The organism is Pseudoduganella umbonata, assembly GCF_014192225.1.
Classification (GTDB): Bacteria; Pseudomonadota; Gammaproteobacteria; order Burkholderiales; family Burkholderiaceae_D; genus Rugamonas; species Rugamonas umbonata.
The window spans coordinates 1-17,397 of sequence record NZ_JACHXS010000010.1 but is presented as its reverse complement, the minus strand read 5'-3'; the positions used below and the strand labels follow the sequence as shown (position 1 = coordinate 17,397).

Sequence of the window (17,397 nt, the reverse complement as noted above, 5' to 3'; positions counted from 1 at the left end):
CAATATTATTGCTCAAAACCAGACTGCCCGGCATATCTTTGCAATTTAATTCTCCAGGTCGAAGCCTATACTTTTGGCTATTCGATAAGGAGACGCAGATGCAATTTACGCCCTGGGACAACCCGATGGGAACGGATGGATTCGAATTCGTCGAGTTCGCCGCACCCGATCCGAAAGCACTCGGCAAGCTGTTCGAGAACATGGGTTTCACCGCCATTGCCCGCCATCGCACCAAGGATGTCACGCTATACCGCCAGGGCGACATCAACTTCATCATCAACGCCGAAGAGCACTCATTCGCGCAGCGCTTTGCCCGCCAGCACGGCCCTTCCGTGTGCGCCATCGCGATCCGCGTGGACGATGCGGCCTACGTCTACAACAAGGCGCTGGAAATGGGCGCGTGGGGTTTCGACAACAAGACCGGCCCGATGGAACTGAACATCCCCGCGATCAAGGGCGTCGGCGATTCGCTGCTGTACCTCGTCGACCGCTGGCGCGGCAAGAATACCGCGAAGGGCCAGGCGCCCGGCAGCATCGGCGACATCAGCATCTATGACGCGGACTTCGTGGCGATCCCGGGTGTGGACCCGAATCCGGTCGGCAATGGCCTCACGTATATCGACCACCTCACGCACAACGTGTACCGTGGCCGGATGGCCGAATGGGCCGGCTTCTACGAGCGCCTGTTCAATTTCCGCGAGATCCGCTACTTCGACATCGCCGGCAAGCACACGGGACTGAAGTCGAAGGCGATGACTTCGCCGTGCGGCAAGATCCGCATTCCGATCAACGAATCGTCGGACGACAAGTCGCAGATCGCCGAGTACCTGAACGAATACCACGGCGAAGGCATCCAGCACATCGCGCTCGGTACCGACGACATCTACCGCTCGATCCAGGGAATGCGCGACAGCGGAATCGCTTTCCAGGATACGATCGAAACGTATTACGAACTGGTCAACCGGCGGCTGCCGAACCACGGCGAGAACCTCGACGAGCTGCGCCGCCTGCGCATCCTGGTCGACGGGCAGGTCAGCAGTGGCGAGGGCGACACCCCGCAGCGCGAGCTGCTGCTGCAGATCTTCACGCAAAACGTGATCGGCCCGATCTTCTTCGAGATCATCCAGCGCAAGGGCGACCAGGGCTTTGGCGAGGGCAACTTCCGCGCGCTGTTCGAATCGATCGAGCTCGACCAGATTCGCCGTGGCGTGCTGGAGGTCAAGCCGGAGCCCGTGGCATAAGCATGCCGGTGGCCGTCCTTGCGAGGGACGGCCACCGTGATTGACCGGACGACGGTTTGCAAAGCCGGCAGCACCCCACAAGAGGGCGCGCCGGCTTGAAGTTTTTCAAAAGAATACTGGAGACAACCCATGAACGCACCTCACAAGGGTACGGAGCTAGGCAAAGAGGACATCACCCTCGACGACAAGTGGACGCTGGAACGCGGCCGCGCATTCCTTACCGGCACCCAGGCCCTGATCCGCCTGCCGATGCTGCAGCGCGAACGCGACCTGAAGGCCGGCCTGAATACCGCCGGCTACATCACCGGCTACCGCGGTTCGCCCGTCACGTCGATCGACCAGACGGCGATCAAGGCCAAAAAATACCTGGAAGCGCATCACGTCAAGTTCCATCCGGGCATGAACGAAGACCTCGCGGCCACGGCTGTCTGGGGCACGCAGCAGACCAACCTGTTCCAGGACGCCAAGTACGACGGCGTGTTCAGCATGTGGTATGGCAAGGGCCCCGGCGTGGACCGCTGCGGCGACGTGTTCAAGCATGCCAACAATGCCGGCTCGTCGCAGCATGGCGGCGTGCTGGTGCTGGCCGGCGACGACCACGCGGCGAAATCCTCGTCCACCGCGCACCAGTCGGACCATATCCTGGCCGCGTGCGGCATCCCCGTGCTGTACCCGTCGTCGGTGCAGGAATACCTCGACTACGGCCTGCACGGCTGGGCAATGAGCCGCTACACGGGCTTGTGGGTGGCGATGAAGTGCGTGACCGACATCATCGAATCGGGAGCCGTGATCGACTTCGACCCGGACCGCGTGCAGATCGCCATGCCGGACGACTTCGAGCTGCCGCCGGGCGGCCTGAACATCCGCTGGCCCGATGCGGTGCTGGACCAGGAAGTGCGGATGAACAGCTACAAGTGGTACGCGGCGCTGGCGTACTGCCGCGCCAATAAACTGAACAAGATCATCTGGGACAGCCCGCGGCCGAAGATCGGCATCATCACCGCCGGCAAATCGTATCTCGACACGCGCCAGGCGCTGGCCGACCTGGGCATCGACGAACAGGCCGCCGCCGACATCGGCATCCGCCTGTACAAGGTCGGCATGACGTGGCCGCTGGAAGCCGATGGCGTGCATGAATTCGCGCGCGGGCTGGACGAGATCCTGGTGGTGGAAGAAAAGCGCCAGATCCTCGAATACGCGCTGAAGGAAGAACTGTACAACCTGCCGGATGGGCAGCGCCCGCGCGTGGTGGGCAAGTTCGACGACACGGGCGAATGGTCGAACCAGCACCGCAGCGGCCACGGCGACTGGCTGCTGCCGGCCACGTATGAACTGAACCCGGCGCAGATCGCCCGCGCCATCGCCAGCCGCATTTCGCACTACTGCGCCGGCCACCCGGTGGCAAAACGCGTGCAGGAACGCATCGCCTTCCTGGAAGCGAAAGAGCTGGTGCTCAAGAATGTGCCGGCGAAGGCAAATCCGCAGACCGACCGCACGCCGTATTTCTGTTCCGGCTGCCCGCACAACACCTCGACCAAGGTGCCGGAAGGCTCGCGCGCGCTGGCCGGTATCGGCTGCCACTACATGGTGCTGTGGATGGACCGCGAAACGTCCACCTTCACGCACATGGGCGCGGAAGGCGTCACGTGGGTGGGCCAGGCGCCGTTCACCAACGAGAAGCACGTATTCACCAACCTGGGTGATGGCACCTACTTCCACTCGGGGATACTGGCGATCCGCGCCGCCGTGGCGGCCAAGGTCAACATCACCTACAAGATCCTGTTCAACGATGCGGTGGCCATGACGGGCGGCCAGGCCTTCGATGGTCCGCTCGATCCGGGCATGATCTCGCGGCAGATCGCCGCCGAAGGCGTCACGCCGATCATCGTCGTCACCGACGATCCCGACAAATACCCGGACGATTACGCGTGGGCGCCCGGCGTCACGGTGCGCCACCGTTCCGAGCTGATGGACGTGCAGAAGGAGTTGCGCGACAAGCCCGGCGTGTCGGCGATGATCTACGACCAGACCTGTGCATCCGAGAAGCGGCGCCGCCGCAAGCGCAACGAATACCCGGACCCGGCCAAGCGGGTGGTCATCAACGAAGCCGTCTGCGAAGGCTGCGGCGACTGCTCGGTGCAGTCGAACTGCCTGTCCGTGGAACCGCTGGAAACGGAGCTGGGGCGCAAGCGCCAGATCAACCAGTCATCCTGCAACAAGGATTACTCCTGCGTGTCCGGATTCTGCCCGTCGTTCGTGACGGTGGAAGGCGGCCAGCTGAAGAAACCGAAGAAGGCCGCGGCCGGCGGCGAAGTGCCGTCGTTGCCGGCGCCCGTGCTGCCGTCTACCGCGCAGCCATACGGCATCCTCGTCACCGGCATCGGCGGCACCGGCGTCGTCACCGTCGGCCAGATCCTGGCCGTGGCGGCGCACGTGGAAAACAAGGGTGCCGTGGTGCTGGACATGAGCGGCCTGGCGCAAAAGGGCGGGCCGGTGATGTCGCACGTGCGGCTGGCCGACCATCAAGCGGATTTGCATTCGACGCGCGTGGGAACCGGCAGCGCCGATCTGGTGATCGGCTGCGACCAGATCGTGACCGCCAGCCGCGATGCGCTGAGCCGGATGGGCGAGGGCCGTACCTGGGCCGCGATCAATGCCACCGGCGCCACCACCGCCGCGTTCGTGAAGAACCCGGACTGGCAATTCCCCGGCGCCAGCTCGCAAGCGGAAATCCTGCGCGCCTGCGGTGAAGACCGCGTCGACTTCCTCGATGCCGGCCGCATCGCCACCGCGCTGATGGGCGATGCGATCGCGACCAACATGTTCATGCTGGGCTACTGCTTCCAGAAGGGCCATGTGCCGCTGTCGGAAGCGGCACTGATGAAGGCGATCGAACTGAATGCCGTATCGGTGGCGTTCAACAAGGCCGCGTTCAACTGGGGCCGCTATGCCGCGCACGACCTGGCCGCCGTGACGAAGATGGCGGTACCGCCGCAGGTAATCGAGTTCAAGCGTTCGCAAACGCTCGACGAGCTGGTCACCCGCCGCATGGAATTGCTGACGGCTTACCAGAACCCGGCGTATGCCCGCCAGTACAAGGACTTCGTCGACCAGGTGCGAGCGGCGGAAAACCGGCTGGAGTCGAAGAAGCTCACCGAGACCGTGGCCCGCTACCTGTACAAGCTGATGGCGTACAAGGACGAATACGAGGTCGCCCGCCTGCACACGGATCCGGCGTTCCGCCAGAAGATCGAAGGCATGTTCGAAGGCGATTATGCGGTGAAGTACCACCTGGCGCCGCCGCTGCTGGCGAAGAAGGACAAGGATGGCCACCTCGTGAAGCAGCAGTTCGGTCCGTGGATGCGCCAGGCCTTCGGCGTGCTGGCGAAGCTGAAAGGCCTGCGTGGCACGCCGCTCGACGTGTTCGGCTATACCGCGGAACGCAGGATGGAGCGGGCACTGATCGGCGAGTACCGCGCAACCGTCACTGCACTGCTGCCGAAGCTGGCGAAGGAGAACCTGGAGACGGCGGTGGCGATCGCCCGTATCCCGGAAGACATTCGCGGCTATGGGCACGTGAAGGAACGCCACCTGAAGGCGGCGAAGCAGAAGGAGGCCTCGCTGCTCGCGGCGTATCACAACCCATCGCATGCCACTTCGCACGCGCCCGTGGTCGCGCCGCACGCGGCCTGACGGTCAGCTGCCGCGGGGAGACCTTCCTCGCGGCTATCTTTATGCAACCAGTGCCGCCAGGTGACGCCGCACGGTCGGGCAGCGCATAAGCAATCTCGAAAGGCTTCGTTCAAAAAAGGCAACCCCGTCCGTATGATTCGGTTCCCACAAGGACCAATCACGCCGACAATGACGACCAAAAATCCGATTGCCATAATGAAGTTGTTGTAAGTCTATAATGCTCCGGCCGTGGCGGGACCCGGTACGCGATCCGTGCCGCGTTCCGCCTTTTTTTATCGGTCGACCCGACCCTTACCGGAGCCCTGTAGATGATTCGCACCGCACTGTCGCTTGCCTTGCTCGCCACCGTTCCGCTGGCCCATGCCGCCCCCGATCTCACCACCGTGTCGGAACGCTCCGGCTTCCAGGCCACCGGGCGCTACAACGAGGTCATCAAACTGTGCGCGGCCTTCCAGAAGGCCTATCCGAAGGCGGTGCGCTGCATCGAATTCGGCCGTACGCCGGAAGGGCGGCCGATGCTGGCGCTGGCCGTGTCGAAGAGCGGCGCGCTGACGGCGCAGGCGGCAAAGGCGAAGAACCTGCCCGTGCTGCTCGTGCAGGGCGGCATCCATGCCGGCGAGATCGATGGCAAGGATGCCGGCTTCCTGGCGCTGCGCCATGCACTCGACGGCAAGATCGCCGGCGCTGCGCTGGACAGGCAGGTGCTGCTGTTCGTGCCGGTGTTCAATGTGGATGGCCACGAGCGTTTCGGTCCGAACAACCGCCCGAACCAGCGCGGACCGGTGGAGATGGGCTGGCGCGTCACCGCGCAGAACTACAACCTGAACCGCGATTACCTGAAGGCCGACGCGCCCGAGATGCAGTCGATGCTGGCGCTCGTGAACCAGTGGGACCCGCTGGCCTACATCGACCTGCACGTGACCGATGGCGCCAAGTTCGAGCCGGACGTGTCGATCCAGGTCGAACCCGTGCATGGCGGCGATGCGGCATTGCGCGAAGCGGGCACCGCACTGCGCGACAACGTGATCGCCGACCTGCGGCAGCAGGGTTCCGATCCGAAGCATTTCTATATTTCGTTCGCGAAGACGGACGAGCCGCAGTCGGGCTTCGTCGATGAAATGTCCGGAGCGCGCTTTTCCACCGGTTACTTCTACCTGCGCAACCGCTTCGGCATGCTCGTCGAAACACATTCGTGGAAGGATTACCCGACGCGCGTGAAGATCACCTACAACACCATCGTGTCGGTGATGGACCAGGTGGGCAAGCATGGCGCCGAATGGCGCAGGACGGCGCTGGCCGCCGATGCGCGCGCGGCGGCGATGGCGGGCACGGATTTCCCGCTCAGCTACAAGACCACCGACAGGACGCAGACGATCGACTTCCGCGGCTATGAATACAAGCGCGTGCCATCCGACGTCTCCGGCGGCACCTGGACGCAGTACGATGAAACCCGGCCGCAACTGTGGAAGGTGCCGCTGCGCGACGAGATCGTGCCGGACTTCATGGTGAAGGCGCCGGCCGGCGGCTACCTCGTACCGGCCGCGCAGGCTGCCGCCGTCGGCACCAAGCTGAAGCAGCACGGCGTGGCCTTCAAGGTGCTGGCCGCCGCACCGGGCAAAGTGAACGTGGAAGCGTTCCGCGCCACGAAGACGAAACTGACCCCCCAATCGTTCGAAGGCCACCAGATGCTGGCGGTGGAAGGCGCCTGGGATACCGAGGCGCGCGACGTGGGTGCCGGGGCACTGTTCGTGCCGATCGCACAGCCGAAGGCGCGCCTGGTGATGACGATGCTGGAACCGCAGGGCGCCGATTCGCTGCTCGCCTGGGGCATGTTCAATACCGCGTTCGAGCGCAAGGAATACATGGAAGAGTACGTGGCCGAGGAAGTGGCGCGCGAACAGCTGAAGGACCCGGCCGTGGCGGCCGCGTTCAAGGAAAGGCTGGACAACGATCCAGCCTTCGCGAAGAGCTCGCGCGCACGGCTCGAGTTCTTCGCCCAGCGGCATGCCTCATGGGACGAGCGGTTCAACCTGTATCCGGTGTACCGCACGGACGGTAAGTTCTGAAGCAATGTTGCTCTAAAAATGGGGACGTACCCCATTTTTAGAGCAACTTATTTCGGCTGCAGCGGGATGATCCCGGGCACCGTGGCCGGCGTCGAGCATGGCTCTTCGTCGAACGCGATATCGCCCAGCGGATTGGCCACGCCATCCGTCTTCAGGTCGGTGAAGCCGAACAGGTTGCGGTCCATCAGGTGCGACGGCACCACGGTGGACAGCGCCGAGAACACGCTTTCCACGCGGCCGGGGGTTTTCTTTTCCCAGTCGCGCAGCATCGCCTTGATCTGCTTGCGCTGCAGGTTCTCCTGCGAGCCGCACAGGTCGCACGGGATGATCGGGAAGCCCTTCACGGCGGCATAGCGTTCCGTGTCTTCTTCCTTCACGTAGGCCAGCGGGCGGATCACCATGTGCTTGCCGTCGTCGGACACCAGCTTGGCCGGCATGCCCTTGAGCTTGCCGCCGAAGAACATGTTGAGGAAGAAGGTTTCCAGAATGTCGTCGCGGTGATGGCCCAGCGCGATCTTGTTGCAGCCCAGCTCATCGGCAACGCGGTACAGGATGCCGCGGCGCAGCCGCGAGCACAGCGAGCAGGTGGTCTTGCCTTCCGGGATCAGGCGCGTGACGATCGAGTACGTGTCCTGGTTCTCGATGTGGAACGGCACTCCCAGATCCGTCAGGTAGCGGGGCAGTACGTCGGCCGGGAAGTTCGGCTGTTTCTGGTCGAGGTTTACGGCCACGATGTCGAAGTGGATCGGCGCACGCTCGCGCAGCGTCAGCAGGATGTCGAGCAGTGCGTAGCTGTCCTTGCCGCCGGACAGGCAGACCATCACCTTGTCGCCTTCCTCGATCATGTTGAAGTCGCCGATCGCCTGGCCCACCAGGCGGCACAGGCGCTTGTGCAGCTTGTTGTTTTCGTAGGCGACCTTCTCGGCGCTTTTATCGATCACGGCGTTCATGCTTCATCCTTGATGTGGAAGACTTCGACACCCACGCCTTCGCAGTCCGGGTAGACATCCGGCTTCATCGTCGACAGGCGCACCGCGCGTACGCGCGGATGCGCCAGCAGGGCCTGCACCAGGTCGTCGCACAGCGTCTCCTGCAGGTGCACGTGGCCCTTGGCCATGCGCGCGGCGATGGTGTCGCGCATGAAGTCGTAATCGACCACTTCATGCAGTTCGTCCGCCTGCGGCGTGGACACGGCCAGCGGGATATACAGGTCGACATTGAACAGCACGCGCTGCTCGCCCTTCTTCTCGAACTCGTGCACGCCGATATTGATCAGCACTTCGTAATTGCGCAGGAACAGCCGGCGGCAGTCCTGCAGGCGGGGGTGGGTGAGGGCGGACAGCATGATGGGAGTATTGAAGAATGTAAAAAAGTTATTTGGCGAGGAACATCACGTCGCGCGGCAAGGGCAGCAGGTGCTGGCCGCCATCGACCAGCAGCGTGGTGCCCGTGACCGCGCGCGCGGTTGCCGCGTACAGCACGGCGGCGGCGATGTCTTCGGGAGTACTGGAACGGCCCAGTGGCGTTTGCGTGTGGGCCTTGGCGAAACCTGCTTCGCTCTGGTCGCCCGATACCATCGTGATGCCCGGTGCAACGCCGACCACCCGCACCTTCGGCGCCAGGGCCTGGGCCAGCACCGTGGTCGCGGTATGCAGTGCGGCCTTCGACAGCGTGTACGACAGGAAATCGGGATTGAGATTGTACAGCTTCTGGTCCAGCAGGTTGACGACGACGCCCTGGGCGCCGTCGGCCACCTGCGCATGCAATGCCTGCGCCAGCAGCAGCGGCGCGGCCACGTTGGCGCGCATGTGCGCATCCAGCTTTGTCATGGAGAAGTCGGTCGCGCTGTCGTAATCGAACAGCGAGGCGTTGTTGACCACGCAGGTGACGGGGCCCAGCGCATCGGCCGCGGCGGGCAGCAGCCGCCGCACGGACGCCTCGTCGGACAGTTCGCCGTGTACCAGCGCCGTACGGCGGCCCAGCGCGGCGATGTGCGCCGCCACTTCTTCCGCCTCGGCGCGGGACGCACGGTAATGGATGGCCACGTCCCAGCCGGCGTGCGCCAGCGCCAGGGCAATGGCGCGGCCGAGCCGGCGACCGGCGCCCGTCACGAGCGCCACCGGCGCGCCATGGTTGTTTGCCGACGCCTGGCCCGCCGCGGCCTGACCCGCAGTTTCATCGCCTGTTGCTTGGTCTGTTGTGCTCATGTCCGATCGTCAAGTTGGGGCGCCCGGCCCGATTCGCTACAATGCGGGGATGTCTCTTCCCGCACCTTCTCCGGACGCGCTGGCCGCGTCGCAAGCCCTGCAGCAGCAGATCGCCGCCGATGTGGCGCGCCACGATGGCGTGCTGTCTTTTGCCCGTTTCATGGAAACGGCACTGTACGCACCTCGTCTCGGCTATTACACCGGTGGCGCGGCCAAGCTGGGCAAGGATGGCGATTTTACAACCGCGCCGGAGATGTCGCCGCTGTTCGGTGCCGCGCTGGCGCACGTTGCAGCCGACATTATCGCCCAAAGCGCACCCAACATCCTCGAATTCGGCGCCGGCACCGGCAAGCTGGCGCGCGATGTGCTGACCGAGCTGGCCGCCATGGGTGTCGGCGTTGAGCGTTACGCGATCGTCGAGCTGTCCGGCGAATTGCGCGCGCGGCAACAGGAAGCGCTGCGCGATTTTCCCCAGGTCGTGTGGCTGGACGGATTTCCCGACGCATTCGACGGCGTAGTGCTCGGCAATGAGGTGCTCGACGCGATGCCCGTGCACCTGGTGGTGAAAACGGCCACCGGCTGGCGCGAGCAATGCGTGACGGTGACGGAAGGCCGGTTCGACTACGTTGCCGCCGACGCGGCACCCGGGCTGCTGGAGCAGGTGGCCCGGCAGATACCGGATCACGACACGCTGCCGGAAGGCTATGTCACGGAACTGCACGGTACCGCCTGCGGCTTCATGGGCACGCTGGGCGCCTTGCTGGCCAAGGGGCGGGGCGCCGCGATCCTGCTCGATTACGGCTTTCCGGCCCACGAGTTCTATCATCCGGACCGGTCGGCCGGCACGCTGATGTGCCACTATCGCCACCATGCCCACCCCGATCCGTTCTTCCTGCCCGGCTTGCAGGACATTACCGCGCACGTGGATTTCACCGCCACGGCGCTGGCGGCGCAGGATGCGGGAGCCGACGTGCTGGCTTACATGAGCCAGGCGGCATTCCTGCTCGGCGCCGGCATCGGCGACCTGCTGCTGCGCACCGATCCGGCCGACACGAAGGCTTACCTGCCGCAGTCGAACGCGGTGCACAAGCTGCTGTCGCCGGCGGAAATGGGCGAGCTGTTCAAGGTACTGGTGGTGGGCAAGGGTGTCGCGCTGTCGCCGGTGCTGATGGCAAGCGACCGCGCCTACCGCCTGTAGGCGGAGCAGGCCGCCGCGCGCATCATTCCCCTGTTACTGTATAAAAATTGTTATAAGTTCGGCTATTATGGTTGACCCGGCGCGAAACCCGTCGTGACGCGCGGCTGAGAATACTGGAACGATGGGAAAGATCCATACACACTATGACAACCTGAAAGTGGCCCGCGGTGCGCCACCGGAAGTCGTACGTGCCGCCTACAAGGCATTAAGCCAGAAATACCATCCCGACAAGAATCCCGGCGACGAGCGCGCGGCCCGCATCATGGCGATCGTCAACTCCGCCTATGGCGCGCTGGCCGATCCGCAGCGGCGCAAGGAACACGACGACTGGATTGCCCAGGAAGAATACGAGATCGAACTGGTGGAAAGCACGCGCCAGGACGATGCCCAGCGCGGTGGCGATGGGCCGATCGGCGCATGGTCCGATGCGGTGCAGCCGGTGCGCCGCCGCAAGCGCCTGCTGACCAGCTGGCGCTGGTGGCTGACCGCCGTGACCTGCCTGGGCGCAGGCTGGGTCGGCGGCGTGCTGACGGTCACCGAGCCCCGGCAGGTGTCGACCGTGCTGGCGGCTGCCTGGGGCGGCAAGCCGTCGGGCGAGGTAACCGCCACGGCCAGTCCGTATCCACGCGCCACGCACACCCCGGCCGTGAACGATGGCTGGGAAAGCGTGCCGCGCCCCTATTCGCCGGACAGCGACATGCAGGCGCCGCCGATCAAGGTGGTGGCGCTGTCGCAGGTGATCCTGCCCGGCTATGCGGGCGATTGCGAGAACGAAACGCCGGCGCTGGTGGCGCCGAACGGCGAGCCTTGGCCCACGCGGTCGGGCTACGTGGATGGTTTCCCGCTGATGAACAAGGGGCAGGACATGCAGTTGACGCTGGACAATGGCGACAATGCCTTCCCCGTGTTCATCAGGGTCTTCGACCTGGACCGCCGCTCGAATGTACGCTACGTGTTCGTGCAGGCCCAGGAAAAATTCGTCGTCGACCAGCTGGCCACCGGCAAGTACGAGATCCGCTACCAGAACATCGACCTGGCCGGCAAGAACGGCTGCGTACGCAAGCAGCGCGGGTAACGGTCACGCAACGGTTTTCCGGGCAGCGTCGTTGCGCGCGACGCGCGACAGGGCTGACGCATACCATGGAAACTGCAACAATGGCCGTGCGGACATCCGTTTGCACGGCCACCCTCGTTTGACCACCGGAGCCTTCACCACATCATGGCGCAACTGAACGGCCTAGCCGCACTGCTCATCGAGCCGCATTCCGGCATGCGGGCGAACCTGCAGAACATGCTGACCACGCTGGGCCTTGGCCGGGTGGACGTGGCGACCAATGCGCAAGGTGCGCTGCGCGTGCTGGCGGCGCGGCAGTTCGACCTGATCCTGTGCGAATACGAGCTCGAAGGCGGGCAGGATGGCCAGCAGTTGCTGGAAGACCTGCGCCAGCAGGAACTGATCGCGCCGGCCACGCTGTTCTTCATGGTCACAGCGGAAGGGCAGAGCAGCAAGGTCACCAGCGTGGCCGAACTGATGCCGGACGATTACATCCTGAAACCGTTCAAGGCCGACACGCTGCTGGCCCGCATCGAGCGGGCGCTGGACCGTCGCGCCGCACTGCTGCCGGTACAGGGTTTGCTGGACGCGGGCGACTATCGCGCGGCGATTGCCGCCTGCGCCGGGCAGGAAACCGCTGTGCCGCGCTACAGGGTGGATTTCATGCGGCTGCGCGCGGAAACCCACCTGCTGCTGGGGGAGCCGGAGCAGGCCGAACACGTGTATGCCGTGGTGTGGCAGGAGCGCCAGGCGCCGTGGGCACGGCTTGGGCAAGCCAAGACGCTGGCACTGCGCGGCCGCATCGACGAAGCGCGCGACATGCTGGCCGAGCTGCTGGGCCATAACGAGCGCTATCTCGCCGCCTACGACTGGCTGGCGCGGGTGCACGAAGAAGCGGGCCAGCTGGCCGAGGCGCAGGCCGTGCTGGCCGATGCCGCCACGCTGTCGCCGCACGCGGTCGGACGCCTGCGCCGGCTGGGCGAGGTGGCGCTGGAGGCGGGCGACGCCGATTCGGCCGAGCGGGCGCTCAAGCAGGTGCTGCAGCGTGCACGGTTTTCCGAGTTCCGCGATCCGGAAGATCACGCCAGGCTGGCCCAGTCGCTGCTCAGGAAGGGCGACACGGCGCAGGCCGAACTGGTAATCCGCGACATGGAGCGCTCGCTGGCGCACCGCGAGAACACACCGGCGTGCGCCGCGATCGCCACGGCGATGCTGCTGGAGGCCACCGGCGATACCGCGCGCCTTGGTGCCGCACTCGACAGCGCTTTGGCCGGCGCGCGGCTGGCGCCCCATCTGTCGGCCGGCATGAAGCTGGAACTGGCGCGCACCTGCCTCGCGGCGGGGCGCGAGCAGCAGGCGGCGGACGTGATGCGCGACGTGATGGCCAGCGCGGGCGGCGGCGCGCCGATGGCGAAGGCGATGCGCCTGCTGGAACAGTCGGGCAAGGGCGACATGGCAAACCGGCTGGCCCGCGAAAGCCGGCACGCGGTGGCGGAAATGGTGTCGCTGGGGGCGGCGCAGGCGAAAGCGGGCGATCTGCGCGGCGCTGTCGATACCATGCTCGACGCCGTGCAAAAGCTGCCGGACAACCCGCAGGTCGTGTTCAACGCCGCGGTCGCGGTGCTGAAGTACCTGGAACGCACGGGATGGGACGAAAAGCTGGGTACCAAGGGCATCGAACTGGTGGCGCATCTGCGCCGCCTGGACCCGGCCAACGCCCGGCTGGCCGCGCTCGGCGGCCTGCAGGAAGAATTGCTGAAGAAATACAACGTACGCCCCGGCCGCCGCACGGTCACCATTCGCCAGCGGGCATAGCCTGCGGCGCGCTGGCGCCTGCGGTTGCCGCGCCGCTCAGGCGATGGCCCGTACCGGCCCGTCGAGCGTGGCGCCCGTGCTGCGCTCGAACTCCGCAGCCGGCATCGGCCGCGCGAACAGGTAGCCCTGCGCTTCGTCGCAATGATGGGCGCGCAGGAAGTCCGCCTGCGCGATTGTCTCCACGCCTTCGGCAATCACGTCCAGCCCCAACGCATGCGCAAGGCCGATCGTGGCGCTGACGATCGCCGCATCGTTCGGGTCGGACTCGATATCCTTGACGAAGCCGCGGTCGATCTTGATGCGGTCCAGCTCGAACAGTTTCAGGTACGACAGCGACGAGTAGCCGGTGCCGAAATCGTCGATCGCCACGCGGATGCCGCGCGTCCGCAAGCCCTGCAGCAGGGCGCGGCTGCGCTCCGGATCCTGCATCGCCGCCGATTCCGTGATCTCCAGCTCGAGCAGCGCGGGATCGACACCCGCCTCCGCCAGCATCCGGTCGAGCTGTGCCAGCAGGCCGTGGCCCTGGCACTGCCGGGCAGAGAGGTTCACCGCCAGGCGCAGGTGACCCAAGCCGATGGTTTGCCAGTGGGCGAGCAGGTCGATGGCACGTTGCAGTACCCATTCGCCCAGCGGCAGGATCAGGCCGGATTCCTCGGCGATGGGTATGAAACGGTCCGGTCCCACGGTACCCAGTTCGGGATGGTGCCAGCGCAGCAGCGCTTCGGCACCGATCACTGCGCCGCTCGCCAGGTCGATCTGCGGCTGCAGGTACAGTTCGAACTCCTGCTGCTCCAGGGCCTGCCACAGGCGGCTTTCCAGCAGCAGCCGTTCGTGGGTGGCGGCGTTCATGTCGCGCGAGAAAAACTGGAAATTGCCGCGACCGCGGCTCTTCGCCGCATACATCGCCGTATCGGCGTGCTGCAGCAGCGTGTTGGCATCCTCGCCGTCGACCGGATACATCGCGATGCCGACGCTGGTGCCGCTGTGCACGGCCTGGCCCTGCAGCGGATACGGCCGCGCCAGCATGTCGACGATGCGTGCCGCCATGTGGCCCGCTTCGTCCGACGTAACGTGACCTGTGACGACGATGAATTCGTCACCGCCGAGCCGGGCAATCGTGTCCACCTCGCCCGACACCTCGCGCAGGCGTTGCGCCACCGCCAGCAGCAGCTGGTCGCCCGTCTGGTGCCCGTGGGTGTCGTTGATCTTCTTGAAGTGGTCCAGGTCGAGGAACATCACGGCCACCGTGTGCCGTTGCCGGCGTGCGCGCACCAGTGCCGCTGCCAGGCGCAGGTTCAGCGACAGCCGGTTTTCCAGGCCCGTCAGCGGATCGTGGTGGGCCAGCCGGTGAATGCGGTCCTGGGCGCGGCGCTGTTCCGTCAGGTCATGCAGGATGGCCACGAACAGGTGTCCGCCCGGCACTTCCACTTCACTGACCGACACCGCCAGCGGGAAGGCTGCGCCATCGCTGCGCCAGCCGGTGGCTTCGTGTTCGCGCGTGTTGCCGGCCGCGATGCGGCGCAGCAGGTCGGCCGGCGTGTCGCCTTCGCCGACCGGCAGCAGCCGGGCCAGCGGCAGTCCGGCCATCGATTCCGGCGCATGACCGAACAGCCGGCCGGCGGCCACGTTGGCGCTGGTCAGCATGCCGTCGGTGGAGATCGTCAGGATCGCATCCGCCGCTTTTTCCAGGATCGCCTGCAGCCGCGCTTCCCGCTCCTGCAGCCGGGCCGTGCTGGCCTCCACCTGGGCGCGTACCGACGCCTGTTCGCCGCTGGTCAGCAGCAGCAGGCCGCCCAGCAGGCTGGTCAGGACCAGGCCCGCGGCCAGCACGGACCAGCTTTGCCAGCCGCGCTGGCTGGTCATGTACTCCGCCGTGGGCGTCAGCGTCAACCGGTACTGGCGGCCGCCAAAGCTCAGCAATTGTTCGAACGCGGCCTCGCTCGCAGCCCCTGCGAGCGCCGGCGACAGCGCCGCACCGGTGGCCTCGTCACGCAGACTGGCCAGCAGGTGAGGGAAGCCGACCTGACGCATCACGCTGTCCAGGTAGGTGCTTGGTTCGAGCGCGATCAGCATGACGGCGCCTGGCGCCGCGCTGCCGCCGGAAGGAACAGCCTGCAACAACGCAACGCCCTGGTTTCGGCCAGGCTGGATCAGGGTTATCGGGGCGCTGGCGGTCGGTTCGCCGCTCGCCAGTGCTTGCGCCACGGCGGCGGCGCGCACCGGTTCGGACAGCATGTCGAGGCCCAGGTAGATGCGGTTGCCGCGCGGCTCGGCATAAGTGGCGACGACGTAGCGGTCGCGCTGCGGCGCGGGGTGCAACATGCCTTCACTGTCCGCGGCGCGGATGGCAAAGGTGGAATCGACCGTTTTACGGGCCCAGGTTTCAAACGCATCGCGCTCGGCCCCGGCCACCGGCTTCAGCCAGCCCATCGTCAGTATTTCTGGGTGGCGGGCCTGGTAGCCGCGGGCGATATTGCGGAAAATTTCCGGACCGATATGCTGGCTTTTGTCACTGATGGCATTTGCTATCGCGAACAGGTACCGCTCGTGCTCCGACAGCTTGGCCTGCAGCAGATCCGAGGCCTGCTGCGCCTTCAACTGTACCTGCTGCATCTGCTGGTGCGCCTCCCAGCGGCGGACTTGCATGAAGATCGCCACGAACAGTACCACCAGCACCAGTATCGGCCCGCCAACGGTCCAGCGCCGCTGCGACCAGAGCGCGCGTGGCTTGCCAAAGGCGGTCCAGGCCAGCGGCGCGCCCAGCAGGATGCCCAGCGCGTCGCCTATCCACCAGGTGAACCAGTTGGCAAGCAGGGCGTCGCCGGGCATGACACCCAGCAGCGCAAGCGCGCACAGCGACAGGGTGCTGCTGATCAGGGCCAGCGCCGGCGGCAACGCCAGGAAGCGCAGTACATCGCGGCCGGCGCCGATGGCCGGGTGCACCCAGCGGGCGAACGCATGCATCCCAGCGTAAGCCTGCAGCGTGGCGGCGGCCGTGGCCGCCAGGGCGGCAGCCGCCAGCGTGCCCGAGGGCACGGCGGACGCGTTCGGCAACGAGTGCAGGTTCAACAGCAATACGCCCAGTGCGACGCCGGGCAGCAGGCGCGGCCCGCCGCTGACGAGCGCGGCCAGCGCCAGGCCGGCGGGAAGAAACAGGGGGGTCGAAAAACCGGGCATCAGGGACAGCTCGAGGCCGATGATACCGATGGCGGCATAGGCAGCCGCCAGCAGCAGGTTGGCCGGCAGGCGGTGCTGAAGGTGATTCAAGACAGGGTGCTCCAGGGTGGGCCGGCATACGGCTGACTTGCAGATTCTATAGCAAAGCATGCAACGTAAAAACAACACTTGCATTTCCCACGGGGTAGCCGCTACAATCTCGCCCCGAAGCAGGCAGTTAGCTGCTCGATACGAAGTGTTTGTGTCGAAGCGTTGACAGTTTTGATTTTATGCTTCATACTCTGCGGTTCCTCGCGGAGGGGTGGCCGAGTGGTTAAAGGCAGCAGACTGTAAATCTGCCCTCTTATGAGTACACTGGTTCGAATCCAGTCCCCTCCACCAAGTTTTCGCAAGGAAGCTGAGTGCAATGTAGTGAAACGGAACCTCGCGGGTGTAGCTCAATGGTAGAGCTGAAGCCTTCCAAGCTTAAGACGAGGGTTCGATTCCCTTCACCCGCTCCAGTCTTCGTTGCAATGTAGTAAAAAAAGCCCTTTTAGCTCAGTGGTAGAGCACTCCCTTGGTAAGGGAGAGGCCACGTGTTCAATCCACGTAAAGGGCACCAGAATTCGCTGCCCGGTGATCACCGGGCGGTAGCATCAGACAGCAGTATCAGTACCCAATCTGACAGTCGGGCGCGTGCCCAGCAATATCTTAAAAATTGTTAGGAGTCTAAAATGGCAAAAGGTAAGTTTGAGCGGACTAAGCCGCACGTGAACGTTGGCACCATCGGTCACGTCGACCATGGCAAGACCACCCTGACCGCTGCAATCGCAACCGTGCTGTCGAAGAAGTTCGGCGGCGAAGCCAAGGCTTACGACCAGATCGACGCTGCTCCGGAAGAAAAAGCACGCGGCATCACGATCAACACCGCGCACGTCGAGTACGAAACCGCTGCCCGTCACTACGC

At 65.1% G+C, this 17,397-nt stretch carries 11 protein-coding genes and 3 tRNA genes; 10 read left to right on the top strand and 4 right to left on the bottom strand.

Annotated elements, in window-relative coordinates:
* The first annotated feature begins 98 nt into the window (after positions 1-98).
* The 3 genes from hppD (at position 99) to FHS02_RS22515 (ending at position 7,000) form a co-directional block, all read left to right on the top strand.
* Positions 99-1,241: a 4-hydroxyphenylpyruvate dioxygenase gene (gene hppD / locus FHS02_RS22525; protein ID WP_137315693.1), complete on the top strand. Its 1,143-nt coding sequence runs from the start codon at positions 99-101 to the stop codon at positions 1,239-1,241.
* 129 nt (positions 1,242-1,370) lie between these two features.
* The gene (locus tag FHS02_RS22520; protein ID WP_137315694.1) at positions 1,371-4,934 is read left to right on the top strand and encodes an indolepyruvate ferredoxin oxidoreductase family protein; all 3,564 of its coding nucleotides are present in this window, start codon (positions 1,371-1,373) and stop codon (positions 4,932-4,934) included.
* Positions 4,935-5,242: 308 nt separating this feature from the next.
* Positions 5,243-7,000, top strand: a complete 1,758-nt coding sequence (locus FHS02_RS22515; protein ID WP_137315695.1) for a M14 family metallopeptidase — start codon at positions 5,243-5,245, stop codon at positions 6,998-7,000.
* Between the two features lie 47 nt (positions 7,001-7,047).
* Here the strand turns inward: FHS02_RS22515 and ttcA are convergent, their stop codons facing one another.
* From ttcA to FHS02_RS22500, 3 genes are read right to left on the bottom strand one after another with little or no spacing between them, the layout of a single operon-like run.
* On the bottom strand, positions 7,048-7,950 hold the full coding sequence (ttcA, locus tag FHS02_RS22510) for a tRNA 2-thiocytidine(32) synthetase TtcA (RefSeq protein WP_137315696.1): 903 nt from the start codon (positions 7,948-7,950) through the stop codon (positions 7,048-7,050).
* The gene (locus FHS02_RS22505; RefSeq protein WP_137315697.1) at positions 7,947-8,345 is read right to left on the bottom strand and encodes a dihydroneopterin aldolase; all 399 of its coding nucleotides are present in this window, start codon (positions 8,343-8,345) and stop codon (positions 7,947-7,949) included. The genes ttcA and FHS02_RS22505 overlap by 4 nt, the downstream gene beginning before the upstream one ends.
* A 28-nt stretch (positions 8,346-8,373) precedes the next feature.
* Entirely contained in the window at positions 8,374-9,207 is an 834-nt protein-coding gene (locus FHS02_RS22500; protein WP_137315698.1) for an SDR family oxidoreductase, read from the bottom strand.
* Positions 9,208-9,256: 49 nt separating this feature from the next.
* On the opposite strand from FHS02_RS22500, the gene FHS02_RS22495 reads away from it, so the two are divergent.
* The 3 genes from FHS02_RS22495 (at position 9,257) to FHS02_RS22485 (ending at position 13,274) form a co-directional block, all read left to right on the top strand.
* Positions 9,257-10,405, top strand: a complete 1,149-nt coding sequence (locus tag FHS02_RS22495; RefSeq protein ID WP_137315699.1) for a class I SAM-dependent methyltransferase — start codon at positions 9,257-9,259, stop codon at positions 10,403-10,405.
* Positions 10,406-10,526: 121 nt separating this feature from the next.
* On the top strand, positions 10,527-11,480 hold the full coding sequence (locus tag FHS02_RS22490) for a J domain-containing protein (protein ID WP_137315700.1): 954 nt from the start codon (positions 10,527-10,529) through the stop codon (positions 11,478-11,480).
* 144 nt (positions 11,481-11,624) lie between these two features.
* Complete coding sequence (locus FHS02_RS22485) at positions 11,625-13,274, top strand: tetratricopeptide repeat-containing response regulator (RefSeq protein WP_137315701.1); 1,650 nt, start codon at positions 11,625-11,627, stop codon at positions 13,272-13,274.
* 36 nt (positions 13,275-13,310) lie between these two features.
* Here the strand turns inward: FHS02_RS22485 and FHS02_RS22480 are convergent, their stop codons facing one another.
* Positions 13,311-16,541 carry an EAL domain-containing protein gene (locus tag FHS02_RS22480; protein ID WP_229422309.1) on the bottom strand — a complete coding sequence of 1,077 codons (3,231 nt, stop codon included), beginning with the start codon at positions 16,539-16,541 and terminating at the stop codon, positions 13,311-13,313.
* Between the two features lie 205 nt (positions 16,542-16,746).
* Between FHS02_RS22480 and FHS02_RS22475 the strand changes: the two genes are divergently transcribed.
* From FHS02_RS22475 to FHS02_RS22460, 4 genes are all read left to right on the top strand, one after another.
* Positions 16,747-16,832, top strand: a tRNA-Tyr gene (locus tag FHS02_RS22475).
* A 45-nt stretch (positions 16,833-16,877) separates the two neighbouring features.
* Positions 16,878-16,951: transfer RNA gene (locus FHS02_RS22470), tRNA-Gly, on the top strand.
* 26 nt (positions 16,952-16,977) lie between these two features.
* Positions 16,978-17,052, top strand: a tRNA-Thr gene (locus FHS02_RS22465).
* A 112-nt stretch (positions 17,053-17,164) separates the two neighbouring features.
* Positions 17,165-17,397: GTP-binding protein (locus FHS02_RS22460; protein ID WP_229430128.1), on the top strand; the 233-nt coding region annotated here is incomplete at its 3' end.

Bases quoted from the DNA above. Each gene is read 5' to 3' on its own strand.
- FHS02_RS22515 (WP_137315695.1), top strand. From the start codon at position 5,243: ATGATTCGCACCGCACTGTCGCTTGCCTTGCTCGCCACCGTTCCGCTG.
- hppD (WP_137315693.1), top strand. From the start codon at position 99: ATGCAATTTACGCCCTGGGACAACCCGATGGGAACGGATGGATTCGAA.
- FHS02_RS22500 (WP_137315698.1), bottom strand. From the start codon at position 9,207: ATGAGCACAACAGACCAAGCAACAGGCGATGAAACTGCGGGTCAGGCC.
- FHS02_RS22505 (WP_137315697.1), bottom strand. From the start codon at position 8,345: ATGCTGTCCGCCCTCACCCACCCCCGCCTGCAGGACTGCCGCCGGCTG.
- FHS02_RS22495 (WP_137315699.1), top strand. From the start codon at position 9,257: ATGTCTCTTCCCGCACCTTCTCCGGACGCGCTGGCCGCGTCGCAAGCC.
- ttcA (WP_137315696.1), bottom strand. From the start codon at position 7,950: ATGAACGCCGTGATCGATAAAAGCGCCGAGAAGGTCGCCTACGAAAAC.
- FHS02_RS22485 (WP_137315701.1), top strand. From the start codon at position 11,625: ATGGCGCAACTGAACGGCCTAGCCGCACTGCTCATCGAGCCGCATTCC.
- FHS02_RS22490 (WP_137315700.1), top strand. From the start codon at position 10,527: ATGGGAAAGATCCATACACACTATGACAACCTGAAAGTGGCCCGCGGT.
- FHS02_RS22520 (WP_137315694.1), top strand. From the start codon at position 1,371: ATGAACGCACCTCACAAGGGTACGGAGCTAGGCAAAGAGGACATCACC.